The sequence below is a fragment of the Comamonas suwonensis genome (assembly GCF_012844455.2).
In the GTDB taxonomy this organism is placed as follows: domain Bacteria; phylum Pseudomonadota; class Gammaproteobacteria; order Burkholderiales; family Burkholderiaceae_C; genus Comamonas; species Comamonas suwonensis.
The window spans coordinates 116089-140180 of the sequence record NZ_JABBCQ020000009.1 but is presented as its reverse complement, the minus strand read 5'-3'; the positions used below and the strand labels follow the sequence as shown (position 1 = coordinate 140180).

The following is a 24092-nucleotide window of genomic DNA, read 5'->3' as shown; positions in this document are numbered from 1 at the left end:
AGAAGCCCTGCCGACACTGCTTGCACTTCAACAAGCAGGGTCAACCATGCAGGACTTCGATTTGTCTGGCGCAAAGCTGTGCGCAGACGGTTTCTTTTCGACCTTGAGACATCGCCGCCATGTGCTGACCGCCGTGGGCTGTGCCGCATTGCTGGCTGCCTGTGGCGGCAGCGACGACAACAGCCCGCCTGTCGCATCCCAGTCCGCCACCGCCACACTGGCCGTGCTGGAGACCACGGATCTGCATTTCAATGTGCGCAGCTATGACTATTTCAAGCTGGCCGAAGACAAGAGCTATGGCTTTGAACGCACAGCTACGTTGATTCGTCAGGCCCGCAAGGAGTTCGCTAATACGCTGCTGGTGGACAACGGCGACACCATTCAGGGCACGGCCTTGGCTGACTACGAGGCGGAGATCAAGCCCATCGCCTGCACACAGCAGCTGTCCATGTACAAGGCCATGAGCGCGTTGAGCTTTGATGCGGGCACACTGGGCAATCACGAATTCAACTACGGCCTGCCTTTTCTGAATCATGTGCTGGGTGGCGGTCTGGATGTGGAAGGCGTGAACGCCAGCCAGAAATGCGTGGGTAATGGCTATCCGGCGGTGCTGGCCAATGTCTACAGCAGCAAGACCAAAAAGCCGCTGGTTCAGCCCTATGCCGTGCTGGAGCGCACCATGGTGGCCAAGGGCAGCGACGGCAAGGAAGTCAAGCTGCCCATCAAGATTGGCGTGATTGGTTTCACCACGCCGGGCATCATGAATTGGGACAAGCGCTATCTGGAAGGCAAGGTCTACACCGAGGGCGCGGTGGAAGCGGCCAGCAAATATGTGCCCGAGTTGCGTGCCAAGGGGGCAGATGTCGTGGTGGCCCTGCTGCATGGCGGGCTGGATGGCTTGGCCTATTCAGCCTCCATGGAAAACCCGGGCCTCTATCTGTCCAAGGTGGCGGGTATTGATGCCATGGTCATGGGCCACCAGCACAGCGTCTTCCCCGATCTGTCGGCCAAACCCGTCTACAGTCAGACCGGCGTGGACAACCAGGCCGGCACCATCAACGGCGTGCCTGCTGTCATGGCTAATTCCTGGGGTAAGGCGCTGGGCGTGATCCAGTTGCCGCTGCAGTGGGATGGCAAGAAATGGAGCGTGGCAAAGACCGGCAGCAAGAGCGAGCTGCGCAATATCCAGAACAAGGATGCGGCAGGTAGCGCGGTGTTTGTCGATGCGGACCCCGCGATTGCACCGCTGGTTGAAACCCAGCACCAGGCGGCCATCAGTTATGTGAAGACGCCCATCGGCAGCACGGACTTTCGCATGAGCACGCTGTTTGCCGATGTGGGCGACCCGGGAGCGATACAGATCGTTAACCAGGCGCAGCAGGCCTATGTGGCCAACTACATCAAAGCCAATCTGCCGCAATACGCCAGCCTGCCCGTGCTGTCGGTGAGCGCGCCGTTTAAATCGGGCTTTCAGGGCGGTAAGGATTTCACCGATGTGGCCGCTGGCCCACTGGCTATTTACAACGCTGCCGATCTGTATCTCTATCCCAACACCGTGTATGCGGTAAAGGTCAATGGTGCAGACATAAAGAGCTGGCTGGAGGCTGCGGCCAAGCGCTTCAACCAGATTGATGTGAACAAGACGTCCGAGCAGCCGCTGATCAGCAGCTTTCCGGGCTACAACTTCGACATGTTCACCACGGCGGACATGCAGTACGAGATCGACGTCACCCAGCCCGTGGGCAGTCGCATCAAGAACCTGAACTATCTGGGAAAACCCATCGATATGGCAAAGGAGTTTGTGATCGCCACCAACAACTACCGTGCGACCAGCGGTGCCAGCTTTATTCCCAAACTCGACGGTTCATCTACTATCTGGGCTTCGCCTGATGCGAACCGCGATGTGGTGATTGAGTATGTACGCAAGAATCCGCAGATCACCAGAGCGATCAACGGCACGGCCAAGAGCTGGCGCTTTACCAAGGTGACGACGGCTGGGCCGGTGGTGTTCAGCTCGGGTATCGGAGCGCTGAGCGTGGCCCAGGCAGCCGGTCTGAGCGGAGTGACGGTGCTGATGGCCGATGATGGATCAGGTAAGGACACGAGCAAGTACCAGCTCGACCTGTCCAAATAAATTTCGGACTTAATCCAGGCCGCCGTGGAAGCAATGACCACGGCGGCTTTTTTGATGTCTGGCTATGATGCGACAAATTATTCAGGGAGAAGAGGGTATGACGGCTTATATCGCCTTGGCTGTAGTGGTGGTGATCGTTATCTGGGCGGTGGCCATCTATAACCGTCTGCGCACGTACAAAAATCAGGTGGAAAACGCCTTTGCGCAGATTGATGTGCAGCTCAAACGTCGCCATGATCTGATCCCCAATCTGGTGGAAGTGGCGCGCGGCTATATGCAGCACGAGGCGCAGACGCTGGAGGCGGTGATTCGCGCACGCAGCACTGCTGTCAGTGCGGCAGACGAGGCGCGTCAGTCACCCGGGCAGGCACAGGCCATGGGCGCGTTGATGGTGGCCGAGCAAGCGCTGGTTGGCCAGATGGGGCGACTGATGGCGCTGGCCGAGGCCTATCCCACACTCAAGGCGGATGCACGCATGCAGCAGCTCAGCGAAGAGATCACCAGCACCGAAAATCGCATTGGCTTTGCACGGCAGGCCTATAACGATCAGGTGCTGGATTTCAACAACGAAGCCAGTCAGTTCCCTGATCTGATCGTGGCGCGTCTGGCGGGTTTTGCACATATGGAAATGCTGCAATCCACACAGAACGAGCAAGAGCGTGCAATCCCTCAAGTCAAGTTCTAAACCATGCGTTTCTGGGAGAGACAGCGCGAGGCCCGGCGCAGCACGCGCTGGTTGCTGCTGGTGTTTGGGCTGTGTGTGCTGGCCGTCGTAGCGTCGGTGCACCTGGGGCTGATGCTGGCCTGGTGGCTGGGCGCTATGCTTTTTGGTGGCTGGGATTACCCCGCGGGATTTGCCGCCGTGAATATCGGCGTGACCTTGCTGCTGGTGCTGGGCGGCAGCTGGATTGAGCTTGATCAGCTACGCTACGGCGGGCGCAAGCTGGCCGTGCGTGTGGGGGCGCGAGAAGCCCGACCCGGCGGATCGCTGGCCGAGCAGCAACTGTGCAATATCGTCGATGAAATGTGCATTGCTGCGCACTGGCCTGCGCCGCAGGTCACGGTGCTGCCGCGTACCGACGCCATCAATGCTTTTGCGGCAGGCTGGGATGCGGAGGATGCCATCATCGCCGTCACACAAGGCGCGCTGGAGCAGCTCAATCGTGAAGAAATGCAGGGTCTGGTGGCGCATGAGCTGTCCCATCTGCGTGAAGGCGATACGCGGCTGAACATGCAGCTGGCCAGCATGGTTTATGGGTTGGAGCTGATTCACAACTTTGGCCAGAGCCTGCGTGAACGCGACAGCATTTTTACGCAGTGGTTTGGTGCTTTTATTCAGGCCGCTGGCTTTGTGGGCTGGCTGTGTGGCCAGTTGCTCAAGGCGGCGGTGTCGCGCCAGCGTGAATATCTGGCTGATGCCCGCGCAGTGCAATGGACGCGCAGCAAAGACGGCTTGGGCGGTGTGCTGCGCAAGGTGCTGACCCAGCGTGCACTGGCGCAGCAGCAATACGGCAGCTGGCAGGCCGATGCGCGTAGCCATGCGGGGCTGGACCATCGCCTCGTGCAACATATGCTGCTGGCGGAAACTCCGCACGCCAGCCGCCTTGAAGACTGGCTGGAGTCACACCCCACAGTGCCTGAGCGCATACGCCGCATCTATGGGCGCGATATGCGGCCCCTGCCTTTGCCTTTCAATACATTGCCGCAGGGGCGTTGACCTGGCTTGCGTGCCTGCTTAAAAGGGCTGCTTAACAGGCAGGAAGCGGCTGCTGCTTGTTGATGGCATCCACGCTGTCCAGCAACTGGGTCCAGTACTTGGGCAGGCTTTTCCAAGGGTTGCCAATCCCGGTGCTGTAATCGAATTCAAGCTCCGTCACATAGATCAGGCTGGTGTGGGTACGCGGCAATGCTGCCATGGTCAGTGCCTGCTGCATCAGTTTGCAGTTATCGGCGTTGTGCACTAGCGCGGCCTGTATCGTGTTGGGCTTGTCATAGACCCAGTTGTGCAAGGTGGCAGGGTTGAAACTCCGGTAATCAACCTCTTTGCCCTCAAAGGTCACCAGCGTATCACTGACCGATGTATAGGCTTCGACAGGAAGAGTGCCCGGATTGCCGATGATCTGAAGATTGAGGCCTTTGTCTCTGATGTAGTTGGCAACATCACTGTAAAAATCCAGTTGCTTGCCTTTGGCTTCCATTTCATCGAGAAAGAAACCACTGACCTCTGGGTAATGCAGGAGGTAGTTATCGATATTGGCTTTGACTTCCGCAAGCGAACGCTTTGCATAGTTGGTGCTGACATATCCGACAACATTGCGGCCAGCCAATTTGAAGGAGGCTATGGCATTGGTGAGCGCGACGTTCACATTGGTAAATTTTCCGTTTTGTGGATTCAGGATGGCTGTGATCTTCACATCCGGGTGGGCTTTTGCACTACTGGTCATCACATCCCAGCCAGGGGCTGGATTGAAATAAGCAGGTACCAGTACTTGCATCGGGGTAGGAGTGACCGATGGCGTCTCCTCTTTTGCAGCGGGAACAATCTCTGCTGGATTGTTCACAGATGAGGAGCCCGAGCCGGCATTGCTGCCTCCGCTACCTACGGCATTGCTGCTGCCATTGCTGTTGCTATTACTGTTTTCAAGACTGGCGCTGCTTCCATCGCCGCCGCCGCAGGCAGCCAGAGACAGGGAGATTGCCAGCAGGCAGGCGGTCAGGCGGAAAGGATGCAATGTAAGAGACGACATGAATGTGGAGGGTAAAGAGAGAGAGTGCCGCCTATTTGGGCTGCGCCTTGGGAGCCGTGGAGTGCTTTCGAAAACAGCACTCTTCAGGTGGTCAGAGCTGGTTAGGATTCACTAGACTCGTCTTTTTCCCGGCTGCAGCAGAACGAGCAATGCACCTGCGCCGCCCTCGGCCGGGCGAGCTTGTACAAAGGCCAGTACTTCCTTCTTTTGCACCAGCCAGCTATGCACCTTGCCCTTGAGCACGGGCGTGCGACCCGGTGATCCAAGCCCTTTACCATGTACGACACGCACGCAGCGTATGCCTGTGCGGTGCGAGAGTCGAATGAACTGTCCCAGTGCCTCGCGGGCTTCGTCAGAGCGCAGGCCGTGCAGGTCCAGCTGGCGCTGAATGCTCCAGTGGCCACCGCGCAGCTTGCGCGTCACATCAAGCCCGATGCCAGGGCGGCGAAAGCTCAGCTGGTCATCCACATCCAGCAAGGTGCTGACATCGAATTCGTCACTCATGGCTTCGCGCAGCACGCTTTGCTCGTCAAGCAGAAACTGCAGCGGCTCGGGTGCCGGTGGCTCGCTCGGTTGCCAGCGCCGGGTGGTGGGGCTGCGCAGCGGCGTGACCGGCCCCACCGTTTTTTCAAACAGGTTTTGCTCTTCCAGCGCCCGTCGCACGGCCTCGGCCCGTTGTTGCTGGCGCAAGGCCTCGCGTGCAGCCGCTTCGGCCAGCGAGCGGCGAAGAGGGGCGAGGTCCTGGAAACGGGTGGCTTTCAGCATCATGGTGACGCCGGTTGTACCGCATATTTGCCTGCCCTCAGAGCAAATGCTGGCACAGCAGGGGCTTTGCAGGCCCCCGCTTGTGCGTTGGATCAGAAGTTGTAGCGAGCGCTGACCTGTACGCTGCGTGGTGTGCCGTACATGCCCGAGTACCACCAGCCTGACATGGCCGCGATGTACTTTCGGTCAAACAGGTTGTTTACGTTCAGGCTCAGCGCGAGCTTGTCATTGACCTGGTAGCGTGCCATCAGGCCGACCACTGCATAAGCGCCCTGGCGAGCGGTGGCTTCTTTACCGATCTGCCAGATTTCGCCGGTGTAGGAGATGCCGCTGTTCCAGTTCACACCGCCACCCACCGTGAGCTTGCGCCATTCGCCTGGCATGCGGTACGTGGTCCACAAGCGGGCCATGTGGCGGGGAAAGGTGGTGTTGATGCGAGCGCCCTTCGCATCTTTTGAGGCACTGAAGTTGTAGGAGGCGGTAATGGCCCAGTCTGGTGTGATGGCACCATTGACTTCTAGGTCGATACCGTGTGTTTTGGCACCCTTGATGGCGCGAGAGGCGGTGTCGGTGGTGCCTGGAATGAACTGGCCCGGGTCATCGGTGGCCAGATTGTCCTGGCGGATCTGGTAGATAGCCGCGCTGCTGTTCAGGCGCCCGCCCAGCCAGTCGCTTTTGATGCCAGCCTCATAGGTATTGCCTTCCTGTGGGTCAAGAAAGGCTCCATTGCGATCCCGTGAGGTCTGTGGGTTGTAAATGGTGGAGTAGCTGGTGTACAGGGTGTGCTGCGGGCTCAGGGTGTAGATCAGACCGGCATAGGGCGTGAATATGCGGTTTTCCGATGCCGGTGAGTTGGCGTAGTAGCCGCTGGTGTTGGTGGTGACGTAGTCACTGCGGTAGTTCATCAGCTTGCCACCAACGATCAGCTTCAGGCTGTCGGCGAGCGCAAAGCGGCCTGCGCCATAGACGCTGCTCTGGCTGCGGGTGCTGTCATAGACCACGGTGGGATTGTTAAACACGGGCTTGCCGTTGTTATCCCATTGGTAGATGTTGACGGGTTTTCCGCGCAGTCCGCTCACATCCAGGCTGCCATCGGTATAGCTCTGAAAGCTGGTATGGTCCATGCCAAAAACCAGTTCATGTTCGCGGCCGCCGAGTGTGATGGGGCCGCGCACATGGATGTCAAAAGTCTTGTTGCGCAAGCGGTAGTCGCGTCGTTCGGCATTCAGCTTCAGGCCATCGCCAGTGACAGGGTCAAATGGCGCGGCATTGACGTTCAGGTAAACGGCATCTTCTCGCTGGGAGGAGCGCAGGTGGTTGGCAGAGAGCTTGAGCTTCCAGTTGTCGGGAAGCGACTGTTCCAGCGCCGCAAAGGTGGTGGTCGAGTTGGTATTGAACCGGTTATCGCGGCTGGCACTGTTGAACGAGGTGGGGAACTGATTTTGTTGGCCTTCACTGTTGAATAGCGGAAACCCCAGATACGACATGGAGCCGCGTGAGCGGCTGCGTTGGTGGTCCAGCCCAGCTGTGAGCTGCAGGGTGGATGTCAGGTCGGCCTGTATCACGCCATACAGCACGTCTTTTTTCTTGCTGTAGAAGTCAATGTGGCTGTCGGCATCTTGGTGCACGCCCACAAAGCGCCCGCGCACGGTGCCTGCTTCGTTCAGTGGCGAAGAGATGTCAACCATGGCCCGGCGGTTACCAAAAGAGCCCGCACTGGCTTCGGCTGAGGCCTGAAACTGCTCGGTAGGCTTTTTGCGCACCAGGTTGACGATGCCCGAGGGGTCGCCTGCGCCCGTGGTCAGGCCCGATGCGCCGCGCAGCACTTCCACGCGGTCATACAAGGCCATGTCGGCAATGCTTTGGGTGGGCAGTGCATCCAGACCCAGAAACTCGGAATGCGTGCTGACCCCATCGATCTGGTAGTTGGTGATGGCATAGCCGCGTGCATTGGCATTGCTGCGTTCGGTGCCCAGCACCGAGGTGCTGATGCCTGGGGTACGCATCAGCACCTCGTTGATGGTGGTGAGGCTCTCATCCTCCATGCGTTGCTGTGTGATAACGCTGATCGACTGGGGCGTGTCGCGCAGGCTCAGTGCAAGTCCTGTGGACATGCTGGTGGGGCCTTGGGCAGTGTAGGCACCCGTACCTTCGGTGGTCCCCGAGCTGTCTGCATGGGCGGTGACCCGCACTTCAGCCAAGGCATGCTCAGCCGAACTTGCCCCTGCAACGGCAGAGCCGGAGACGGGCACGGAGGCCGTTGCCGCGCTATCTTGCCAAACGGTGAGGGTGCCGTTCGGTGTGCTGGCCAGCCGCAAGCCGCTGCCTGCTAGCGCAAGCTGTGCTGCACGTTCCACGCTGTAGCTGCCTTGCACGGCTGGCGCGCGCTTGCCTGCGAGTAAAGCGGGACTGGCACTGATGCTGCGCTGGCCCTGGCGGGCGATACGAGTCAAGGTATCGTCCAGTGGACCGGCGGGCAGATTCCAGCTCACGGCCTGGGTGTACTGGGCGGATTTCGCCGATGCGTCTGCGGGCGATGCCTGAGCGGTCTTGGTGGCACTTGGTGCGGGCTCCGCAGATTGCGCATGGGTGCTGGAAAACGTAGCCAGCGAGCAGACCATGGCAATGGGCAAGAGCATGGAAGGAGGGCGCTGCAGGCAGTTTTCGCGGGGCAGGGGGGGATGGTAAGAAAAGGCCATGGTGTCAGGTGTCCGGTCGTTGCTGTGAAATATCTGGCTTCACTAGCTATGTGCAACAAGCACCTGAAAACCCCTCACGCATTGAAATTTTTTCCTGAATGTTTGCGGTGTTGGCTGTGCGGCATTTGCTACGAGCCGCTTTTGCTCATCTCAATCACCGTAAGCCAAGAGCCCCATTGGCGAATCTGTACCGGGTGGGTGTTCACCAGGTCTTGCAGCATCTGCTGGGGCTGAGCCAGGGAGAAGACGCCAAAAATGCGCACCTGAGCGGCTTGTGGGCTGATGCGGATGATTCCGGCCTGGTATGGCCGCAGCGCCTCAATCACTTCTCCCAGTGATTGATCGTGAACACTGATGATCCCGTCGACCCAGGCTGCGGGGTCCATGCGTTCTGTTTCTATGGGGGTGATCTGATCCGCGTCCATCCAGGCGCTCTGGCCTTCATGCAGTGTGTGCTGCTGGCCTTTGGGGATGCTCAGACGAACGCTGTGTTCGGTGACATGCACCAGCGTTCTGCCTTGCGCCTGGCGCACCATGAAACGGGTGCCAAGCGCCTGTACCTGTCCTTGCGCGCTTTGCACGACAAAGGGACGAAGGCGTACAGAATCCGCCTCGGCCAGCACATGCGCCATCAGGGCACCTTCTCTCAGGTGCACCAGACGCAGAGCGTCATTGAAGGCAATGTCTACCGCAGAGCGGGCATCCAGCAAAATCTCGCTGCCATCGGGCAGGCGGTGGTTCATGCGCTGCGCTGTTCCGGTACGCAAGTCGGCGGCCAAAGTGGTCAGTGGCGTCTGCCGATGCACCATCCAGCCCGCTGTGGCGCTGGCCACCAAGGCGGCAAGGCCACCACCCAGTACTTTTCGCCTGCGAGCCGTCGTGGGTATGGGGGCCAGCAGTGCCTGAATGCCCAGCGCGGTATTGCCGCTGCCATCGCGGCGCAACTGGGTTGATGCCGTGCCCATGCTGCGGGACAGGCGTTGTTGCAACAAGGCCCAAGCCTGAGCATGGACGGGTGACTGGTGTAGCCAGACTTCAAAGGCTTGTCGCTCGGTCTCGCTGACGCGGCCAGAATCCAGCGTGATCAGCCAGTCAATGGCTTGCTCTGTGTTGCGGTCCATGGATCGGTCAAGAATGAAGGGGCTGCGGCAGCTGCATAAGCTGCATCAATGCCTGCTTCATGTATCGCTCCACGGTGGCGACAGAAAGGCACATGACCTCTGCAATTTCTGTATGTTTCAGATCTTCGAGACGGCGCAGCAGAAACACTTGGCGAACTTTGGGTGGCAGGCCCTCCATCCACTGATCCACGGCTTCGATGGCTTCGCGAACCAGTGCATAGTCTTCCGGCGACGGAGCTACTTCTTCGGGCAGGGTGGCCAGTGCATCCAGCCAGGCCTGCTCTAGTTCCCGCCTGCGCCAGAAGTGGTAGAGCACCCGCTGGGCCAAGGTGGTCAGATATGCCTTGGGCTCACGAATGGCATGCACCTGCTGACCTGCGATCACTCTGACAAATGTGTCTTGTGTCAGATCTGCAGCCTGATGCGTATTACCCAGCCTGCGCAGCAGCCAGCTCTGCAGCCAGGCATGGTGATCGACATAGAGCGTGTGGACCGGGTCCGCTGCAGGCTGTGAAGACATGGGTTGATGGAATTGCAAATGAGAATTCTTCGCATTCTATGTTTTTGTGAGAATGCTTGCAAAACACCCTGCCATCCTTCCCTTCGCCTGCTCTTGAGCGTTGAAATCGCCTGCGGCAAGCGGGCTCGCAAGACCATTCATCAGTCAAAAATGGGTTACATGAGGCCTTGCGTGGCCATGGAAAGCGCAGCGCCTGGGGCTACGATGATGTGATCGAGCACGTGGACATCGATCAGTGCCAGTGCGGCTTTGAGCGTTGCGGTCAATGATCGGTCGGCATGACTGGGCTGCACGCTGCCGCTGGGGTGGTTGTGGGCCAGGATGACCGCACCGGCTTGATGGTGGAGAGCGCGCAACACGACTTCACGAGGGTAAACCGAGGTTTGCGTCAAAGTACCGCGAAACATTTCCTCCAGAGCCAGCAGGCGGTTCTGACTATCTAGAAACAGCACGGCAAACACTTCATGGCTTTTGGCTGCCAGGTGCAGCTGCAGATAATGTTCGACGGCTTCTGGCGATGCGAACACCTCTCGCTCCCGCAACTGCTGCGCGGTGGCGCGGCGAGCCAGCTCCAGCACAGCCATCAGCTCTGCGCGCTTGGCCGGGCCAAGACCTTTGACGCTGCTCAGCGCCTTGTAATCTGCGGCCAGCAGACCCGCTAGACCGCCGGTGCCGGGCAGCTCCAGCAGCTCTTGCGCCATTTGCAGCACGGTTTTTCCGGCCATGCCCGTGCGCAGGATGATGGCCAGTAGCTCGGCATCCGAGAGCGCGGCCGAACCCCGCTGAGCGAGCTTTTCGCGCGGCTGAGCGTCCAGTGGCAGGTCTTTGATGGGCATGGGTGTTGGGCGGCTTGCGACAAGCGAAGAATCTTAGGGGCGAGCCGGTAATCTCAACGCAGCAGTGAAGAGGTTATCGGTGCGCTCTTACAATGAAGCCCAGTTTATCGGGACTTTCATGACCACAAGCGCAACCCCCACCGTCGCTGCCGCGGACCTGCCCGTCGTGCAGGCAGGCTCATTTCTCACGCTGCATTACCGTCTGGCCGGCCCGGCAGGCGATGTGATCAACACCTTCAATGAAAAGCCAGCGACCCTGTCGCTGGGCGCGGGTGAGCTGTCCCCGGCCATGGAAGACAAGCTGATTGGCGTGGTTGAAGGCACGCACACCACCTTTGAGCTGGCTGCTGGCGAGGCCTTTGGTGAGCGCAACCCAGAAATGATGCAGTGGGTGGCCCGCAAGCTCATGAATGAGCTGGGTGACCCTTATGAGAAATACACCGCTGGCGATGTGGTGCAGTTCCCCACGCCAGACGGTCTGGGCAGCTACGCCGGTGCCGTGGTGCAGGTGCGCGAAGATGGCGCCGTGCTGTTTGACTTCAACCACCCGCTGGCTGGCCAGCCCGTGACGTTTGAAGTGAAGCTGATCGGGGTACTCTGAAGTGCTGGGCGGCAAAGAAGTTCTGCTGGCCGAGCCACGCGGCTTTTGCGCCGGCGTGGACCGCGCCATCGAAATCGTCGAGCGTGCGTTGACCAAGTTCGGCGCACCGATCTATGTGCGTCACGAGATCGTGCACAACACCTTTGTGGTCAACGACCTCAAGGCCAAGGGCGCTATCTTTATTGAAGAACTGGACGATGTCCCTGAAGGCGCTACGCTGATTTTCTCGGCCCACGGCGTCTCCAAAGCTGTGCAGCAAGAGGCGGTGCGCCGCGGCTTCTCCATTTTTGATGCGACTTGCCCGCTGGTCACCAAGGTGCACGTCGAAGTCGCCAAGTTGGCCAAGGAAGGCTACGAATTTCTGATGATTGGCCACAAGGGTCACCCGGAAGTCGAGGGCACCATGGGTCAGCTGTCCGAAGGCATTCATCTGGTTGAAGATGAAGCGGACGTAGCCATGGTGGCTCCGCGCCAGACGGAGAAGCTGGCCGTGGTCACGCAGACCACCTTGTCGGTCGACGACGCCGCAGGCATCAAAGCCGCAATTCGCGCCCGCTTTCCCAGCGTGCGCGAACCCAAGCAGCAGGATATTTGCTACGCCACGCAAAACCGCCAGGACGCCGTGAAGATTCTCGCGCCCCAGGTGGATCTGGTCATCGTCGTCGGCAGCCCCACCAGCTCCAACAGCAACCGCCTGCGCGAACTCGCCGCCCGCTTGGGCACGCCCGCCTATATGGTGGACAACGCGGGTGAGCTCAAAGAAGAGTGGTTTACCGATACCGCCCGCGTGGGCCTGACGGCTGGAGCTTCTGCGCCTGAAGTGCTGGTTAATGAAGTCATCGCCCGCATCAAGCAGTTGGGTGCCGTGGCCGTGCGCAAGATGGACGGCATTGAGGAAACCATCAAATTTCCGCTGCCCAAGGGTTTGAAGATCGACGAGGCCACAGGCCTTGAGATCGAAGTGCGCAAGGCACCGGAGACTGGACACTAAGCCTTCATCCCACGGATAGCTTTTTATTTCATAGCGCCTTGCGCTGGCTGTTTAATGGTTTTAGGTGGTATTCATCCTGAACGCTATGAATGGTCGGCGCAAGGCGCTTTGCTTTTGATAGCGAACCTTCGCAAGCCCCTGAGCGCAAGCCGGGGGCGGCCAGTCGCTCTAAAATCTCAATCTATGCTCGACATTCAACTTCTCCGCAAAGATCTGGACTCGGTCGTCGCCCGACTGCAGACCCGCAAGAACCCCCAAGCCTTCCTGAACGTGGAAGCTTTCAAGGCACTGGAATCCGAACGCAAGTCCATCCAGACGCGTACGGAGGAGCTGCAGTCCAAGCGTAACCAGCTCTCCAAGCAGATTGGCATGCTGATGGGCAAGGGCGAAAAAGACGCTGCCGAAGCTGCCAAGGCCGAAGTTGCCGCCATGAAGAGCGAGCTGGAGCAATCCGCTACGCGCCTCGATCAAATCCAGACCGAGCTGCAAGCCATGCTGGTAGCCGTTCCCAATCTGCCGCACGAATCCGTGCCCGTGGGTGCTGACGAAGAAGCTAATGTGGAAGTGCGCCGCTTTGGCACGCCCAAGACCTTTGACTTCGAAATCAAGGACCATGTGGACCTGGGCGCACCCATCGGCCTGGACTTTGAAGCTGGTATCAAGCTGACAGGTTCGCGCTTCACCGTCATGCAAGGCCAGATCGCACGCCTGCACCGTGCGCTGGCCCAGTTCATGCTGGACCTGCAGACTGAAGAGCACGGCTACACCGAATGCTATGTGCCCTATATCGTCAACAGCGATTCGCTCAAAGGCACGGGCCAGTTGCCCAAGTTTGAGGGTGACTTGTTCGCGGCCAACAAGGGTGGTCAAGACGCCGAACCGGTGCCCGACACCGCTGCGCTGTACTTGATCCCCACCGCCGAAGTGCCGCTGACCAATCTGGTCCGCGATGAAGTGCTGGCCGAAGATCGTCTGCCCATCAAGCTCACGGCGCACAGCCCTTGCTTCCGCTCCGAAGCCGGCTCCGGCGGCCGCGACACGCGCGGTCTGATCCGCCAGCACCAGTTCGACAAGGTCGAGATGGTGCAAATCGTTCATCCCGAAAAGAGCTATGAAGCGCTGGAAGAAATGACGGGCCACGCCGAAGCCGTGCTGCAAAAGCTGGGCCTTCCTTACCGCGTGATGAGCCTGTGCACCGGCGACATGGGCTTTGGCGCAGCCAAGACCTATGACCTGGAAGTCTGGGTGCCTGCGCAGGGCACCTACCGTGAAATCAGCTCGGTCTCCAACTGCGAAGCTTTCCAGTCTCGCCGTATGCAGGCACGCTTCAAGAACGCACAAGGCAAGAACGAACTGGTCCATACCCTGAACGGTTCCGGTCTGGCCGTGGGCCGCACGCTGGTCGCTGTTCTGGAAAACTATCAGAACGCCGATGGCTCGATTTCTGTGCCTGAAGCACTGATTTCGTACATGGGCGGGAAAACTTTGTTGAAGGCCTGATTTTTCAGGTTAGAATAGATGCTTCGACACAGGAGAGGTGGCAGAGTGGTCGAATGTACCTGACTCGAAATCAGGCGTACGTGCAAACGTACCGTGGGTTCGAATCCCACCCTCTCCGCCAAATCATTTGATTTGTGACTAAAAGCACGCTACTGGCGTGCTTTTTTTCGTCTATTCGATCCTAGATCAGCGAAAACTATCCATTTATTGATTTCTTTTGGCTCAAATGGCCTCATATCGCCTCTTTCAGTCATAATCTTTATGGCCTACAGGATGGCCTACAAGATTGAAACGATATGCCAAAGATCAGTAAAGAGCTGGGAGCGTTGGAGGTTGCACGCCTGAAATCAGATGGCGTGTTTGCCGTTGGTGGCGTGGCCGGGCTGCATTTACGGGTGGCTGGATTGAGCCGGTCATGGGTCTTGAGATACGTTATCCACAAGTCCCGTAGGCGGATGGGTTTGGGCTCGTACCCCACAGTCACCCTGTCTATGGCCCGTGACAAAGCGCGCGATGCCCACCTGAAGATTCAGCAAGGTATTGACCCTATCGATGAGCGCGGGAGCCTTCGCGCCCAGCGCCAGCTGGAGCAGGCCAAGAAGCTGCTATTCAGGGATGCGGCAAATAAATGCATCACCGCCAAGTCAGGCGAGTGGAGCAATGCCAAGCATGCCGGGCAGTGGTCAGCCACTCTTGAAACCTACGCCTACCCCTTCATTGGGGATCTGGATGTGACCACTATCGACACTCAGCACATTCTTGCGCTGCTGCAGCCGATCTGGCACACCAAGACCGAAACCGCATCGCGCGTGCGTGGCCGGGTTGAAACGGTGCTTGATTGGGCCGCCGTGTTCTGTGGGCACAAGCACCCGAACCCTGCGCGATGGACAGGGCACCTTGATCAGATATTGCCCAAGCCCACCAAGATTGCGAAGGTGCGCCACCATGAGGCTGTCCCGTACAAAGAGGTTGCACCAGTTGTGGGGGCCATTGCCGCGAGCGCAGGTCAGGGCGCCAAGGCGCTGCTATTCCAGGTGCTGACCGCTGTGCGGTCGGGTGAGGCTAGAGAGGCGGTGTGGAGTGAGATTGATATGGGGGCGGGAGTCTGGACGATTCCAGCCGAGCGCATGAAAGCCCGGCGCGAGCATCGCGTGCCCCTGTCAAAACAGGCGCTGGCGCTGCTGGCCGGTCAGGCTCGCAAAGAGGGGTGCGACTACGTTTTCCCAAGTGAATCGGGTAAAGCGTTGTCGGATATGACGCTTACGGCGGTCATGCGCCGAATGGAGCTTACTGCTGTGCCCCATGGGTTCCGTAGCACCTTCCGCGACTGGGCGGCAGAGTGCACGGACTATGACAAGGATGTGGTGGAGATGGCCCTGGCTCACACCATAGAGAGCAAAGTGGAAGCTGCTTACCGCCGGGGTGACTTGCTGGAGAAACGGACGCAGCTGATGCAGGATTGGGCCAATCACTGCATCCAGGCTCAATAAATACCGGTGGCGGTGGGGCGCTGGGCAATCCACTGCTTCACCACATCTACGGGCCATCCCACCTTGTTTTTACAAAGAACGATGGCTTCGGGGAATGCCTTTTCTTTGCGCATGCGGTCGATAGTGGCTTTGCTCAGACCCACGATAGCGGGCAGCTGGGCCTTGGTGTAAATCAGTGGCTGAATCTGATTCTCAGTGCTTGTGATATTGCTCATAGTGCTATCAAAAGTTAAGCCCCGAAGTTCGGGGCTTTTTGTTTAGGGGTGTCGTAATGGGCGCGGCCTGCGGGTGCTGGGTGGCGGCCGGGCAGCTTGGTTGTAGGCATCCCAGAGCTTTAGCCCCTCCGGGCATCGCTGCTGCTTTCCAGGCGTTGCCCCGGCAGATATGCAGTAGGGGCAGTTGAAGTGGTGGAGTAGGTAGGCTTGGTCTTCCGGCAGGCCTACCGTGCTGGCGCTGGTTGCCATCGTGGCTCCCATAAAGCAGAACCCCGCTCAGTGGCGGGGCTCGGGGTTACGTTTCTCTTGTTCGCGCTCACGGCGGGCGCGGCGGATGTCTCGTTTGCGGCTCATCCCTGCTGCGCTCCTTCCTTGGCTGCTGCATCCCATGCCTCCAGCTGTGCCATGTTGTCCTTGCGCCATTCGGCCCAGGTTGGGTCGTTTCTTAGGTGACCTAGCCACTCTGGGTGCTCTGGTTTTGCGCGGAATGGATTGATGCCATCCGGGTATTCGCCCACGTCAGTGAGGTTCAGGCACGGCTCACAAAAGCCCATGTGCCAGTGCTTTCCACAAAAGGCGAGGCCGCAGCCTTCGCAAGAGCAGCCCATTCCGCGATCAACCTTTTCGTTGCACTCAGGGTGCTCGCATGTGCTGGGCACGCCGTATCCCATCCAGCGGTTGTTATCGCTGTCCCATCCAACTGAATAGCCCATCACTCACCCCCTTGCGCTGCCTGGGTGGCGCGCTGTGCGTAGTCATTTGCTCTCTGATGCAGCACCTGAATGATGTGCTGCCGCTCCAGTGAGTCGGGTGCATTGGCTTTAAGCCACTGAACGTCCTGGTTGATCAGCTTTGAAAATGCATCCGGCGTAAGTGGCATTGGCATGTCTCACTCCCCCTTTGCTGCCGCGATAGCGGCGCGGGCTGTCTTGTGTTCCCAATGTTTCCCCCAGTAGAGATAGTTGGGGACTGCATCAAGGCGGATAACGCCTTCAGCATGGGATTCGATGAAATCCAGCAGGGCCGCATCCCGCGCGTCTGCCTGCGCCTGGGGTGCTGCGAACGGGTCAGGCTGCGCCGCGTCAGTCGAATCAAGGCGCTTTTGCGCGGCGTGATACATGCGCTTCACTGTTGTTAGTGATGTGTGCATGCCTTCAAAGACAGAGCGCACCTCAAACTCAAGGCTGCTGATGGCATCGGTCTTGCAGTCGATGCGCAGCTCATTCAATGCGCGCTGCAGGCTCTCGGGTAGCTTGCCGTCCCACACCGCCTGCGCTGCCGGTGCAGATACTCCGGCCAGCAGGGCGCGCATTTGCTGCTCTGTGTAGATAGGCTCACCCGCTTCTGCGCACTGGCTCTTGTGCAAATATGCAGTTGAATAGGCGTCGGTTCCGCGATCACGGCTTCCGATCCACTCAAGAGCCGATTTATCAATCCATCCAACAGGCTCAGGCAGCACCACTGGCGCGGCTGCTGCCGTGTCGGAGCTTGGCCAAGGCGCGCCAATCTTCTCCAGTACGGCCTCGACCTTCGCCCTGGCTGAATCGCTGATGGTGTTCTCGCCACCTCCCACACCAACTGCATCCATCCCTACGGATTGAAGGGCGGCCAGCATTTCTGCGTTCAGAGGCGCATCTGCTGCCGTGGTGGCGGCAAGCGCGGCGCGGTAGCCGGCCATCACGTACTCCGATGGCGATGGGCTGTCTGACGAACTGGTGCTTACAGACCTCGCTATCGCTCGAATCTCATCACCTGTAGGCAACTTCGTAGGCACTGCCACGGCTGCTGGCGCTGCTTCATCCATGGCGAGAATCGCCTGTTGGCTGTAGTGAGCAAGAGTTTCGGTCTTTGTGGGTGGCTCTTGGATCTGGAGCAGGCATGTGCTGCGGGCTTCAATTGCTGCTTGGTAGCCAAGCACCCACATGGCTTTGTCATTTGTATTCAAGCAGTCAGGTGCGTCTGCGATCGTGATCTTGTCTTGCATATTGGCTCCCAGAATGAGAAAAGCCCGCGGCGGCGGGCTGGGGTCAGTGGTGTTTGCGAAATGCTTTGGTGAGGTGCAGCCCTTCAACTGCATGGCCTCGTTTCAGTAGCGCTCTACATATGAGCGCTTGTTCGTTGTGGCTGGAGCTGGATTGGCGCACCAGGCCGAGATAGCTGTTTCCGCTGGCGTAGACCTCATCGGCCGGCATGGTCTCGATGCGAGCCAAGGCCTGCTGCAGAGTCCGCGGGCGCGTTGTCCGGCGCCACGGATAGATCGTCTGGCCCACGTAATCAATGCCGCGAGCGATGGGCTGAAGCACGGTCTTGCGTGGATTCAGGCGCAAGCGAAGGCTGGGCAGGAATGCATTGATGCTGGCCAGCGCGCCATTGAGCCACTGGGGCGAATCGTGCAGAAGCACCATGTCATCAACATAGCGCGTGTAGTGCTTGGCCCTGACGCGGTGCTTTGCATGCTGGTCCAGCTCGTTGAGCAGCACATTGGCAAAGAACTGGCTGCTCAGGTTGCCAATGGGCAGACCGCAGTAGGGTGCGGCATTGGCAAGGCGCTTGTGCACTGGAACGGCGGCTAGCGTCTCTGGGCTTCCGCGCTGCACAAAGTCTGCGCGCGGATCGTTGAAGAGAATGATCTTGGCCAAGCCGCGCCACCAGCGCTCCGGGATCTGCTTGACCAACAGTGGCCAGACGATGCGCTTATCGATGGAGACGAAGAAATTGGCCAGATCAATCTTCAGGTAGTGCCCGGGCACTGACCAGTTCTGCGTCTGGCTTCGCACCTTGGCCTCTAGGCGGGAGGCTGCGTACAGCGTGCCGCGCCCGGGAATGCCAGCGCAGGAGTCTGCGATAAAGCGGCGGTGGAATCGATCGGCAATCTGGTTGTAGAGCAGGTGGTGCACGATGCGGTCCCGGAATTGCGCGGCCCAGACTTCGCGCGGCCGTGGCCGGCTGATCGCAAAGCAGATGGATGGACCGGGCCGGTAGCTGCCATCCTGCAGCTCTTCATGCAGTTGCATGAGGTTGTGTTCCAGCGCCTGCTCGAACAGCAGAGCGCTGGCGGAGGTGCGTTTGTGCTGGCGGCAGTCAAAATAGGCCTGCACCAGCTTTTCGAGCGAATAGCCAGTATCCATAAAGTTTCTCGGTGGAGTCTGCGGACGGGACGAACTCGGAACTCGTTGTTCCGGTTGTTGTTGTTCGTGTTTCCGTTCTCAAAATCGACGGCCCAGGGGCGCCGAGCGGATCACGTCGGCCCGCCGAGATTTCAGCGGGCAAACTGCGCGAGATCACTGCAGATGCGTCTGCCGATATCCCTGTTGCGCCTTTCGGTGGGCTTGTGGCCCAGCGGCTCGACCAGATTCCAAGGCGCTTTGGCCGGACTGCCTTGACGGTCCGGCAGCGTGCGCGCGTTCCGAGTACTTCTGCCAGCCGGTGGCTTGTTTGCCGATGCTGTCAGTGATGGCGATGGCGCGGCTGTACTGATTAACCGAAATCAACCGCAGATCCACAGCCAGGCGCAAGGAGAGATTGACGGTCTCGATCTCCATGCGCATGCGCTGCAGGACTGCGGCTTTGTCCACACTGGTGTTGGCCTCGTAGGTGCGCATGACCAGCGCCATGCATCGGCGCCGCAGCTCGGCTCCGAAGTCGGCCTTGAAGTTCCTGGGCATGTTGGCCACCAGAAGGGTGACCAGCTTGCTCAAGTCATAGGTGGATTTGTAGATTTCGGTGTCAGTGTGAAGTGCCATGCCAAGGCGGGCTACGCCCGCAAATTGTTAAATCGCTGAAGCGGGAAAACTGCGGACGGGACGAACTCGGAACTCGATGGTCCGGTAGCAGTCGTGCGTGAAACCGTGCTCAAAATCGACGGCCCAGGCCCAGTGCTCGCCATCCGGAGTGCGTGACCAGTACCAGCCGCCGGTATCGAAGAACTCGCGGCTGTTGATATAAGCCAGCATCAGGTCTTCTTTGTCGGGCGCGCGCCAGTCGCTAAAGCCGTTCAGCTCATCGCCTTCGGCCACCACCTGCTCGACCCGGCTGAATGGGATGTCGGTATGGTCGAACTCAATGCCGCCCGGGATGACGACGTGGTGCACCAGGCCGTCGATCAGGCGGCTGCCGATGAAGATGCCGCCCTGTTCGGGCCAGGGTTGGTTGATTGCGGGTGTGGTGCTCATTGGATGCTCCATTGGTGGGATTGAAGGGAAGGGCTGAAGGGATCAATAGATGAATCTGCGGACGGGACGAACTCGGAACTCGACGTACCGGAAGTTGTCGTACGTGCTCCCGTACTCAAAATCGACGGCCCAGGCGGTGCTCTGGCCGTAGTGGGTGCTACTCCAGTACCAGCTCTCATCGCCGAAAAGATGAGGCACATTTGCAGCGGCCAGTTGCAGCTCGCGGCGGGCTGGGAGGTAGAAGTCCTTGTGCTCGTCTGCTGAGTGCGTGGCGGCCAGCTTTGCTGCTGGGCATTCGTTGCCTAAGCGGCGAGTGTTATCCAGGCCATCCCAGTGGGACAGGTCACGTTCACCATCTGGACCCCACTTGGCTGAGCCGGCGTCCTTGGTATCGCCGCAGTCGGACACGATCAGTCCATAGATCGTTCCGTCGTCGCCTCGCATGTCACCAGCGTAGAGCCCGCCCTGGCCTGGCCAGTAGCTACCAATCTGTGGCCTGCCGTCTGGCTGGGCTGCGACTGCCGGGGCTTCGGCGCGGCCAATGCTTTGCATGAGCCGCTCCATGCTTGCCATGGCGTCAGCAGTTGCGGTTGGCGGAAGGATGATGACGTTCTGTGTATGAATCTGCACGGGGTTCTCCTTTGGACGAAAAAAAAGCCCGCGCAGTGGCGGGCAGACGATTCATTGATGTGGGCGCGCGGCCCGGTTCATGCAAATCTATGAATAGATTGTCAGTTGCTGGCGCTGGGGGCCTGGGTAGCGGGCGTTAGGAGCGCGCGTTGCCCGCTGGCACCCATTCGTGACACCAGCCCCTCGGCTTCCATGCGCTCTAGCAGTGCTGCGGCGCGGTTGTAGCCGATCAGCAGCTTGCGCTGCACATAGGAGATGCTTGGCTTCCGGTCCTTGCGCACCAGTTCAACGGCCTCGGCATAGAGCGGGTCTGGACCGTCGCCAGCAGCTTCGCAGTGAGGGGCGGGCGCGGTCCTGGCAGTGCTTGCAGGCAGAGTTTCCGCAGCAGGCGCGTTCTGAAGCGAGGCGGGCAGGTCGCCCAGGCCGGTTCGACCTTCACCACCCAGTGCTTCGATCAGATCGGGGATCAGGCGCGACAGCTCGCCGGTGGCAATCGTCACATCGGTATCAAAGCCGCTGTCGTCCTTGCTGTTACCGTCCATGACCGCATCCAGCAGCGCGATGTTCTTGATCTGCAGGCCTTCGGTCAGAACGAAGCTCACGCGGTCGTCCCAGGTCATCGCCAGTTTGGTGGGCATCTTTCCGTGCTCGATGTGCTGGCGAACCTCATCAATGTCGAGCGGGTGACGGGCGTAGCGCACGACTGCCTTGGATTCGTCGGCCGCTTTCAGCTCTGTCTCTCGGTCTGCGGTGAAGCCGGTGGGCGGCTCCTGCGTCATCAGCCAATGCGCCATGGCCGCCTGCGGGCTGGTTTGGGTATCCAGCAAGGCCAGCGCGAAGCCCGGCAGGCCTTCAACCAGCAACGTGACGACTTCATCGGCGCGGCCTTGGGCACTGGTGTCGAGCACTAGCGTGCGTGCCTGCGGGTCGATCCAGACCCACATGGCACCTTGCTTGGTGAAGGCCATGGGCAGCAGATCTAGCTTGGCCTCGTCCTTCAGGTCCTTTTTCTCTTTCTTGCCCGGCTTGCGGCCCTCGACCTTCTCAATGGCTTCTGCCTTCTCGTTGACCTTGCGATTGATCACGCTAGCGGGCAGAACCTTGGCTTCCGTCATGAAGCGCATCACCCATTGACCGGCCACGGATTCAACCAGCGGGCCATGCTGCTCGCCGCGCGGCGGAACCCAGCCCACAGATCGCTCTTGCGTCGCTCCGCACTCGGCAAACAATGTCTTTTGCAGGGCATCAGCCAACACCTGCAGGTCGCTTTGCCAGCTCTCGGCAATGCGGTAAATGATCATGCTCTTGAACATCAGGGGCTCACTTTCAGGCATTGCACAGTCTTCTCGTCCAGCCATTCGGCATGCATGCCGGGGCAGGCGAACGCATCGCGGGCGGCCATACGAACAGTGCCGGTCGGGGATGGTGGTTCGCTGGGTTCTTCCTCTGCCTGGGCTGGCCCAGAGATCCACAGAAGCACAAGCGTCACGGAGAGGATCGCCAGAGCGATTGCGTAAAGGGCTTTAGTCATCGTTGTCGTCCTCATCGTCGTGGCCTTGCACGCCAGATTGGTGAATGAGCAGGGATAGATAGCCGGGGCTGTCTCCTGCTTTGGATAAATCAATGTGGTGAGTGGTCCCGCCGCGCCAAGCACGGCTTTCGGTGAAGTTGGGCAGGCCTGGCAGGTGCTCAATCCCTGCGATCGGCTCAATCGTGGTGCGCAGGGTGATGCCGCTCTCCGTCGCCAGGCGGACCAAGGTGCGGGCAGAGATGCCAGTGGCTTTGCTCAGGGTGCGTGCGGTGGCGCGCGGCCCGAAGACTCTCACCAATTCATAAGCGTCTTGAAAATGCATAAATTTGCCTCTAACGCTTATGAATAAAGCGCGAGTAGCTATAAAAGTTGATTGATGGTCAGAGTGGCCAGGCGCTTGGGGTGGAGGCCATGAGCAGCGCAGCCGCGCCTGTCAGGCCGAAGATGCCGATAGCAGCCAGTGCCCACTGCAGGGCGATCAGCAGTTTTGTTCCTGAGGTGGTGCTATCCGTTGAAGTGCGAGGCGGATGAGCGGCCATGTCACAAAGCTCCCTTGGCCGATAGGCTTTGATGCAGCGAGAGAGCCTTGACCAACTGCTTAGCCTCGTGGCGCGCGTCATCGATGGCGATGTGCTTCACGCCCACAAAGTCACCCACATCCTTTGCCGTGGGGTGCAGGTCCAGGATGGTTCGCATGTCGCGGTCAAAGCGCCATTCCCATGGGGGCTGCTGGTCAAACGTGTCATAGAGGCTGCGCAAGATCACGTTGTCGAAGACGGATCCATTGCCCCAGACCTTCACCTTTTCTGGGTCTGCAACGCTGGCTACCCAGGCTGCGAAGTCGCGCAGCGCTTGGCTTGGCAGCACCGTCTGAGCTGCCATGATGGACGCATAGCGCGCTTCTGTGGACTGCTCTGCCCACCAGCGCATGGTGTCTGGGTCTTCGTGGCGTGGGAATTGCAGGTTTTGGGCCAGCGGGATGTGGAATTCGTTGGTCAGCAGCTGCAGGTCTGGGCTGATGGCAACCGCGCCGATAGACGCGACGATGGCATTCGGCTTAGTGCTGCGGGTTTCGAGGTCCAGCACGATATGCGAGGCTTTGATAATCAAGTTTGTCTCCTGTGGGCAAAGAAAAAAGCCCGCGGACGGTTGCTGCGGGCTTGAATAAAGAGCCGGTTCCCTTTCGGGGCGCGCCTGGGGAAGTAATAGAGAGGGAGGAGATTTCCCAGGCCCGGCTAAAAAAGGTAGATGGCGCAGCTTTCTTCTGCCCGATGAGGGTCAGGCAGAAAAAATGCGCACTTAGGTTAATAAAAGGTGCTGCGCCATCTGGCGTGACCACTGTTCGCCAACGGAGCGGAGGCCGCGCCGAAGATCCTGATCACCGCTTGCTCTGGCTAATTCCAGAGATCAAACGTACTCGCTAGAGTGGTCACGCCGGATGGCTGCCGCTTACGCCGGCAAGTCGTGATGGTGGCCGGCTGTTGCTATTCTTCTTCGGGCTTCCAGCCTTTCACCTCATAGGCGAAGGCTGTCCACTTCGCTTTTTGCTCCTCCGACATCTCGCGCCATGGCTGAGCCTCATCCGCCTCAATCACCTCGCCGTTCTTCAGCTTGAACATGCCGCAGTTGCTGCCTATGTCCTCGTCTGCGTAAGTAATGGTGATCACTTCCTGTGGAAACTGCTTGGAGAGCGCCACAAAGATAGGCTTTGGACAAGCCCAGGCTGTATCGAATTGAGCAGTTCCGTTCTGCGAATCAACCACCCCTTCGCAAGCATTCCACTTGGTGCCCCATTCTTTGCGAGCGAAATCCATGTCGTGCAGGTAGCCGCAGGCTCGATGGTTGCGCAGCATTCCGATGAACTGCTCAAAGCTCTCGTCATCCAGCTGTTTGATGTCTGCTGCCTCGCGGCTTTGGGCTTCCAGTGCTCGAAGCAAGGGGTGATCCGAAAGCGCCCGTCCAACTACAGTCTCTGCCATGGTTTCGGCGCTCATGCTGATCCCATTCCAGTCCGATCCCACGATGCACGGCGATGGCATAGCCTTGCTGAAATCAAATCGCCCTTGTTGATTGGTCGCGGCCTCAATTACAGCCTGCGAAGCTAGCACTTTGTTCGTGACCCAATTTGGCATCTTTGCTC

The 24092-nt window shown here is 59.2% G+C and carries 27 protein-coding genes and 1 tRNA gene; 8 read left to right on the top strand and 20 right to left on the bottom strand.

Translation table 11 applies throughout. From position 1 onward, the window contains the following. The first annotated feature begins 46 nt into the window (after positions 1 to 46). From HF327_RS12045 to HF327_RS12035, 3 genes are all read left to right on the top strand, one after another. Positions 47 to 2134, top strand: a complete 2088-nt coding sequence (locus HF327_RS12045) for a bifunctional 2',3'-cyclic-nucleotide 2'-phosphodiesterase/3'-nucleotidase (RefSeq protein ID WP_169108456.1) — start codon at positions 47 to 49, stop codon at positions 2132 to 2134. Positions 2135 to 2231: 97 nt separating this feature from the next. Then, complete coding sequence (locus tag HF327_RS12040) at positions 2232 to 2819, top strand: LemA family protein (RefSeq protein ID WP_169108455.1); 588 nt, start codon at positions 2232 to 2234, stop codon at positions 2817 to 2819. A 3-nt stretch (positions 2820 to 2822) separates the two neighbouring features. Continuing rightward, a complete protein-coding gene (locus HF327_RS12035) occupies positions 2823 to 3851 on the top strand; it encodes a M48 family metalloprotease (RefSeq protein WP_169108454.1) in 1029 nt (342 codons plus the stop codon). Between the two features lie 31 nt (positions 3852 to 3882). Here HF327_RS12035 and HF327_RS12030 read toward each other — a convergent pair whose 3' ends face one another. From HF327_RS12030 to radC, 6 genes are all read right to left on the bottom strand, one after another. Then, a complete protein-coding gene (locus tag HF327_RS12030) occupies positions 3883 to 4695 on the bottom strand; it encodes a spherulation-specific family 4 protein (protein WP_169108453.1) in 813 nt (270 codons plus the stop codon). A 297-nt stretch (positions 4696 to 4992) separates the two neighbouring features. Then, complete coding sequence (locus HF327_RS12025; protein ID WP_169108452.1) at positions 4993 to 5649, bottom strand: Smr/MutS family protein; 657 nt, start codon at positions 5647 to 5649, stop codon at positions 4993 to 4995. Between the two features lie 89 nt (positions 5650 to 5738). Continuing rightward, positions 5739 to 8345 (bottom strand): TonB-dependent siderophore receptor, encoded by a 2607-nt coding sequence (locus HF327_RS12020; RefSeq protein ID WP_236024156.1) that lies wholly within the window; start codon positions 8343 to 8345, stop codon positions 5739 to 5741. A gap of 128 nt (positions 8346 to 8473) precedes the next feature. After that, entirely contained in the window at positions 8474 to 9466 is a 993-nt protein-coding gene (locus HF327_RS12015; RefSeq protein ID WP_169108451.1) for a FecR family protein, read from the bottom strand. A 7-nt stretch (positions 9467 to 9473) separates the two neighbouring features. Then, entirely contained in the window at positions 9474 to 9986 is a 513-nt protein-coding gene (locus HF327_RS12010) for a sigma-70 family RNA polymerase sigma factor (RefSeq protein WP_169108450.1), read from the bottom strand. A 155-nt stretch (positions 9987 to 10141) separates the two neighbouring features. Then, positions 10142 to 10822, bottom strand: coding sequence for a RadC family protein (gene radC / locus HF327_RS12005; RefSeq protein WP_169108449.1), 681 nt, complete (start codon positions 10820 to 10822; stop codon positions 10142 to 10144). A gap of 118 nt (positions 10823 to 10940) precedes the next feature. Here radC and HF327_RS12000 point away from each other — a divergent pair, with 118 nt between their 5' ends. The 5 genes from HF327_RS12000 (at position 10941) to HF327_RS11980 (ending at position 15404) form a co-directional block, all read left to right on the top strand. Further along, on the top strand, positions 10941 to 11423 hold the full coding sequence (locus tag HF327_RS12000; RefSeq protein ID WP_099735906.1) for an FKBP-type peptidyl-prolyl cis-trans isomerase: 483 nt from the start codon (positions 10941 to 10943) through the stop codon (positions 11421 to 11423). Between the two features lies 1 nt (position 11424). Further along, positions 11425 to 12414, top strand: coding sequence for a 4-hydroxy-3-methylbut-2-enyl diphosphate reductase (gene ispH, locus HF327_RS11995; protein ID WP_169108448.1), 990 nt, complete (start codon positions 11425 to 11427; stop codon positions 12412 to 12414). Between the two features lie 183 nt (positions 12415 to 12597). Continuing rightward, positions 12598 to 13914, top strand: a complete 1317-nt coding sequence (gene serS / locus HF327_RS11990) for a serine--tRNA ligase (RefSeq protein WP_169108447.1) — start codon at positions 12598 to 12600, stop codon at positions 13912 to 13914. Between the two features lie 31 nt (positions 13915 to 13945). After that, positions 13946 to 14035 (top strand) — tRNA-Ser (locus HF327_RS11985). A 175-nt stretch (positions 14036 to 14210) separates the two neighbouring features. Continuing rightward, positions 14211 to 15404 carry a tyrosine-type recombinase/integrase gene (locus HF327_RS11980; RefSeq protein ID WP_169108446.1) on the top strand — a complete coding sequence of 398 codons (1194 nt, stop codon included), beginning with the start codon at positions 14211 to 14213 and terminating at the stop codon, positions 15402 to 15404. Here HF327_RS11980 and HF327_RS11975 read toward each other — a convergent pair. From HF327_RS11975 to HF327_RS11910, 14 genes are all read right to left on the bottom strand, one after another. After that, positions 15398 to 15619 (bottom strand): helix-turn-helix transcriptional regulator, encoded by a 222-nt coding sequence (locus HF327_RS11975; RefSeq protein WP_169108445.1) that lies wholly within the window; start codon positions 15617 to 15619, stop codon positions 15398 to 15400. The two genes, HF327_RS11980 and HF327_RS11975, sit on opposite strands and share 7 nt — an antisense overlap. A gap of 350 nt (positions 15620 to 15969) precedes the next feature. Next, on the bottom strand, positions 15970 to 16332 hold the full coding sequence (locus HF327_RS11970) for a hypothetical protein (RefSeq protein WP_169108444.1): 363 nt from the start codon (positions 16330 to 16332) through the stop codon (positions 15970 to 15972). Then, the gene (locus HF327_RS11965; protein WP_169108443.1) at positions 16332 to 16505 is read right to left on the bottom strand and encodes a hypothetical protein; all 174 of its coding nucleotides are present in this window, start codon (positions 16503 to 16505) and stop codon (positions 16332 to 16334) included. The genes HF327_RS11970 and HF327_RS11965 overlap by 1 nt, the downstream gene beginning before the upstream one ends. A gap of 3 nt (positions 16506 to 16508) precedes the next feature. Next, complete coding sequence (locus tag HF327_RS11960) at positions 16509 to 17423, bottom strand: hypothetical protein (protein WP_169108442.1); 915 nt, start codon at positions 17421 to 17423, stop codon at positions 16509 to 16511. Positions 17424 to 17646: 223 nt separating this feature from the next. Further along, positions 17647 to 18747 (bottom strand): RNA-directed DNA polymerase, encoded by a 1101-nt coding sequence (locus tag HF327_RS11955; protein ID WP_169108441.1) that lies wholly within the window; start codon positions 18745 to 18747, stop codon positions 17647 to 17649. Between the two features lie 153 nt (positions 18748 to 18900). Beyond that, entirely contained in the window at positions 18901 to 19362 is a 462-nt protein-coding gene (locus HF327_RS11950) for a four helix bundle protein (RefSeq protein WP_169108440.1), read from the bottom strand. Positions 19363 to 19389: 27 nt separating this feature from the next. After that, a complete protein-coding gene (locus tag HF327_RS11945) occupies positions 19390 to 19791 on the bottom strand; it encodes an Lcl C-terminal domain-containing protein (RefSeq protein ID WP_169108439.1) in 402 nt (133 codons plus the stop codon). A gap of 42 nt (positions 19792 to 19833) precedes the next feature. Then, complete coding sequence (locus HF327_RS11940) at positions 19834 to 20421, bottom strand: DUF1566 domain-containing protein (RefSeq protein WP_169108438.1); 588 nt, start codon at positions 20419 to 20421, stop codon at positions 19834 to 19836. Positions 20422 to 20522: 101 nt separating this feature from the next. Then, entirely contained in the window at positions 20523 to 21734 is a 1212-nt protein-coding gene (rdgC, locus tag HF327_RS11935) for a recombination-associated protein RdgC (RefSeq protein WP_169108437.1), read from the bottom strand. After that, a complete protein-coding gene (locus HF327_RS11930) occupies positions 21734 to 21952 on the bottom strand; it encodes a hypothetical protein (protein WP_169108436.1) in 219 nt (72 codons plus the stop codon). The genes rdgC and HF327_RS11930 overlap by 1 nt, the downstream gene beginning before the upstream one ends. Continuing rightward, positions 21945 to 22274, bottom strand: coding sequence for a hypothetical protein (locus tag HF327_RS11925; RefSeq protein WP_169108435.1), 330 nt, complete (start codon positions 22272 to 22274; stop codon positions 21945 to 21947). The genes HF327_RS11930 and HF327_RS11925 overlap by 8 nt, the downstream gene beginning before the upstream one ends. A gap of 58 nt (positions 22275 to 22332) precedes the next feature. Next, positions 22333 to 22491 carry a hypothetical protein gene (locus tag HF327_RS11920; protein ID WP_169108434.1) on the bottom strand — a complete coding sequence of 53 codons (159 nt, stop codon included), beginning with the start codon at positions 22489 to 22491 and terminating at the stop codon, positions 22333 to 22335. A 1-nt stretch (position 22492) separates the two neighbouring features. Next, positions 22493 to 23062, bottom strand: coding sequence for a 3'-5' exonuclease (locus HF327_RS11915; RefSeq protein ID WP_158235164.1), 570 nt, complete (start codon positions 23060 to 23062; stop codon positions 22493 to 22495). Positions 23063 to 23436: 374 nt separating this feature from the next. Next, positions 23437 to 24084 (bottom strand): DUF1281 family ferredoxin-like fold protein, encoded by a 648-nt coding sequence (locus HF327_RS11910; RefSeq protein ID WP_169108433.1) that lies wholly within the window; start codon positions 24082 to 24084, stop codon positions 23437 to 23439. Positions 24085 to 24092: the final 8 nt, after the last annotated feature.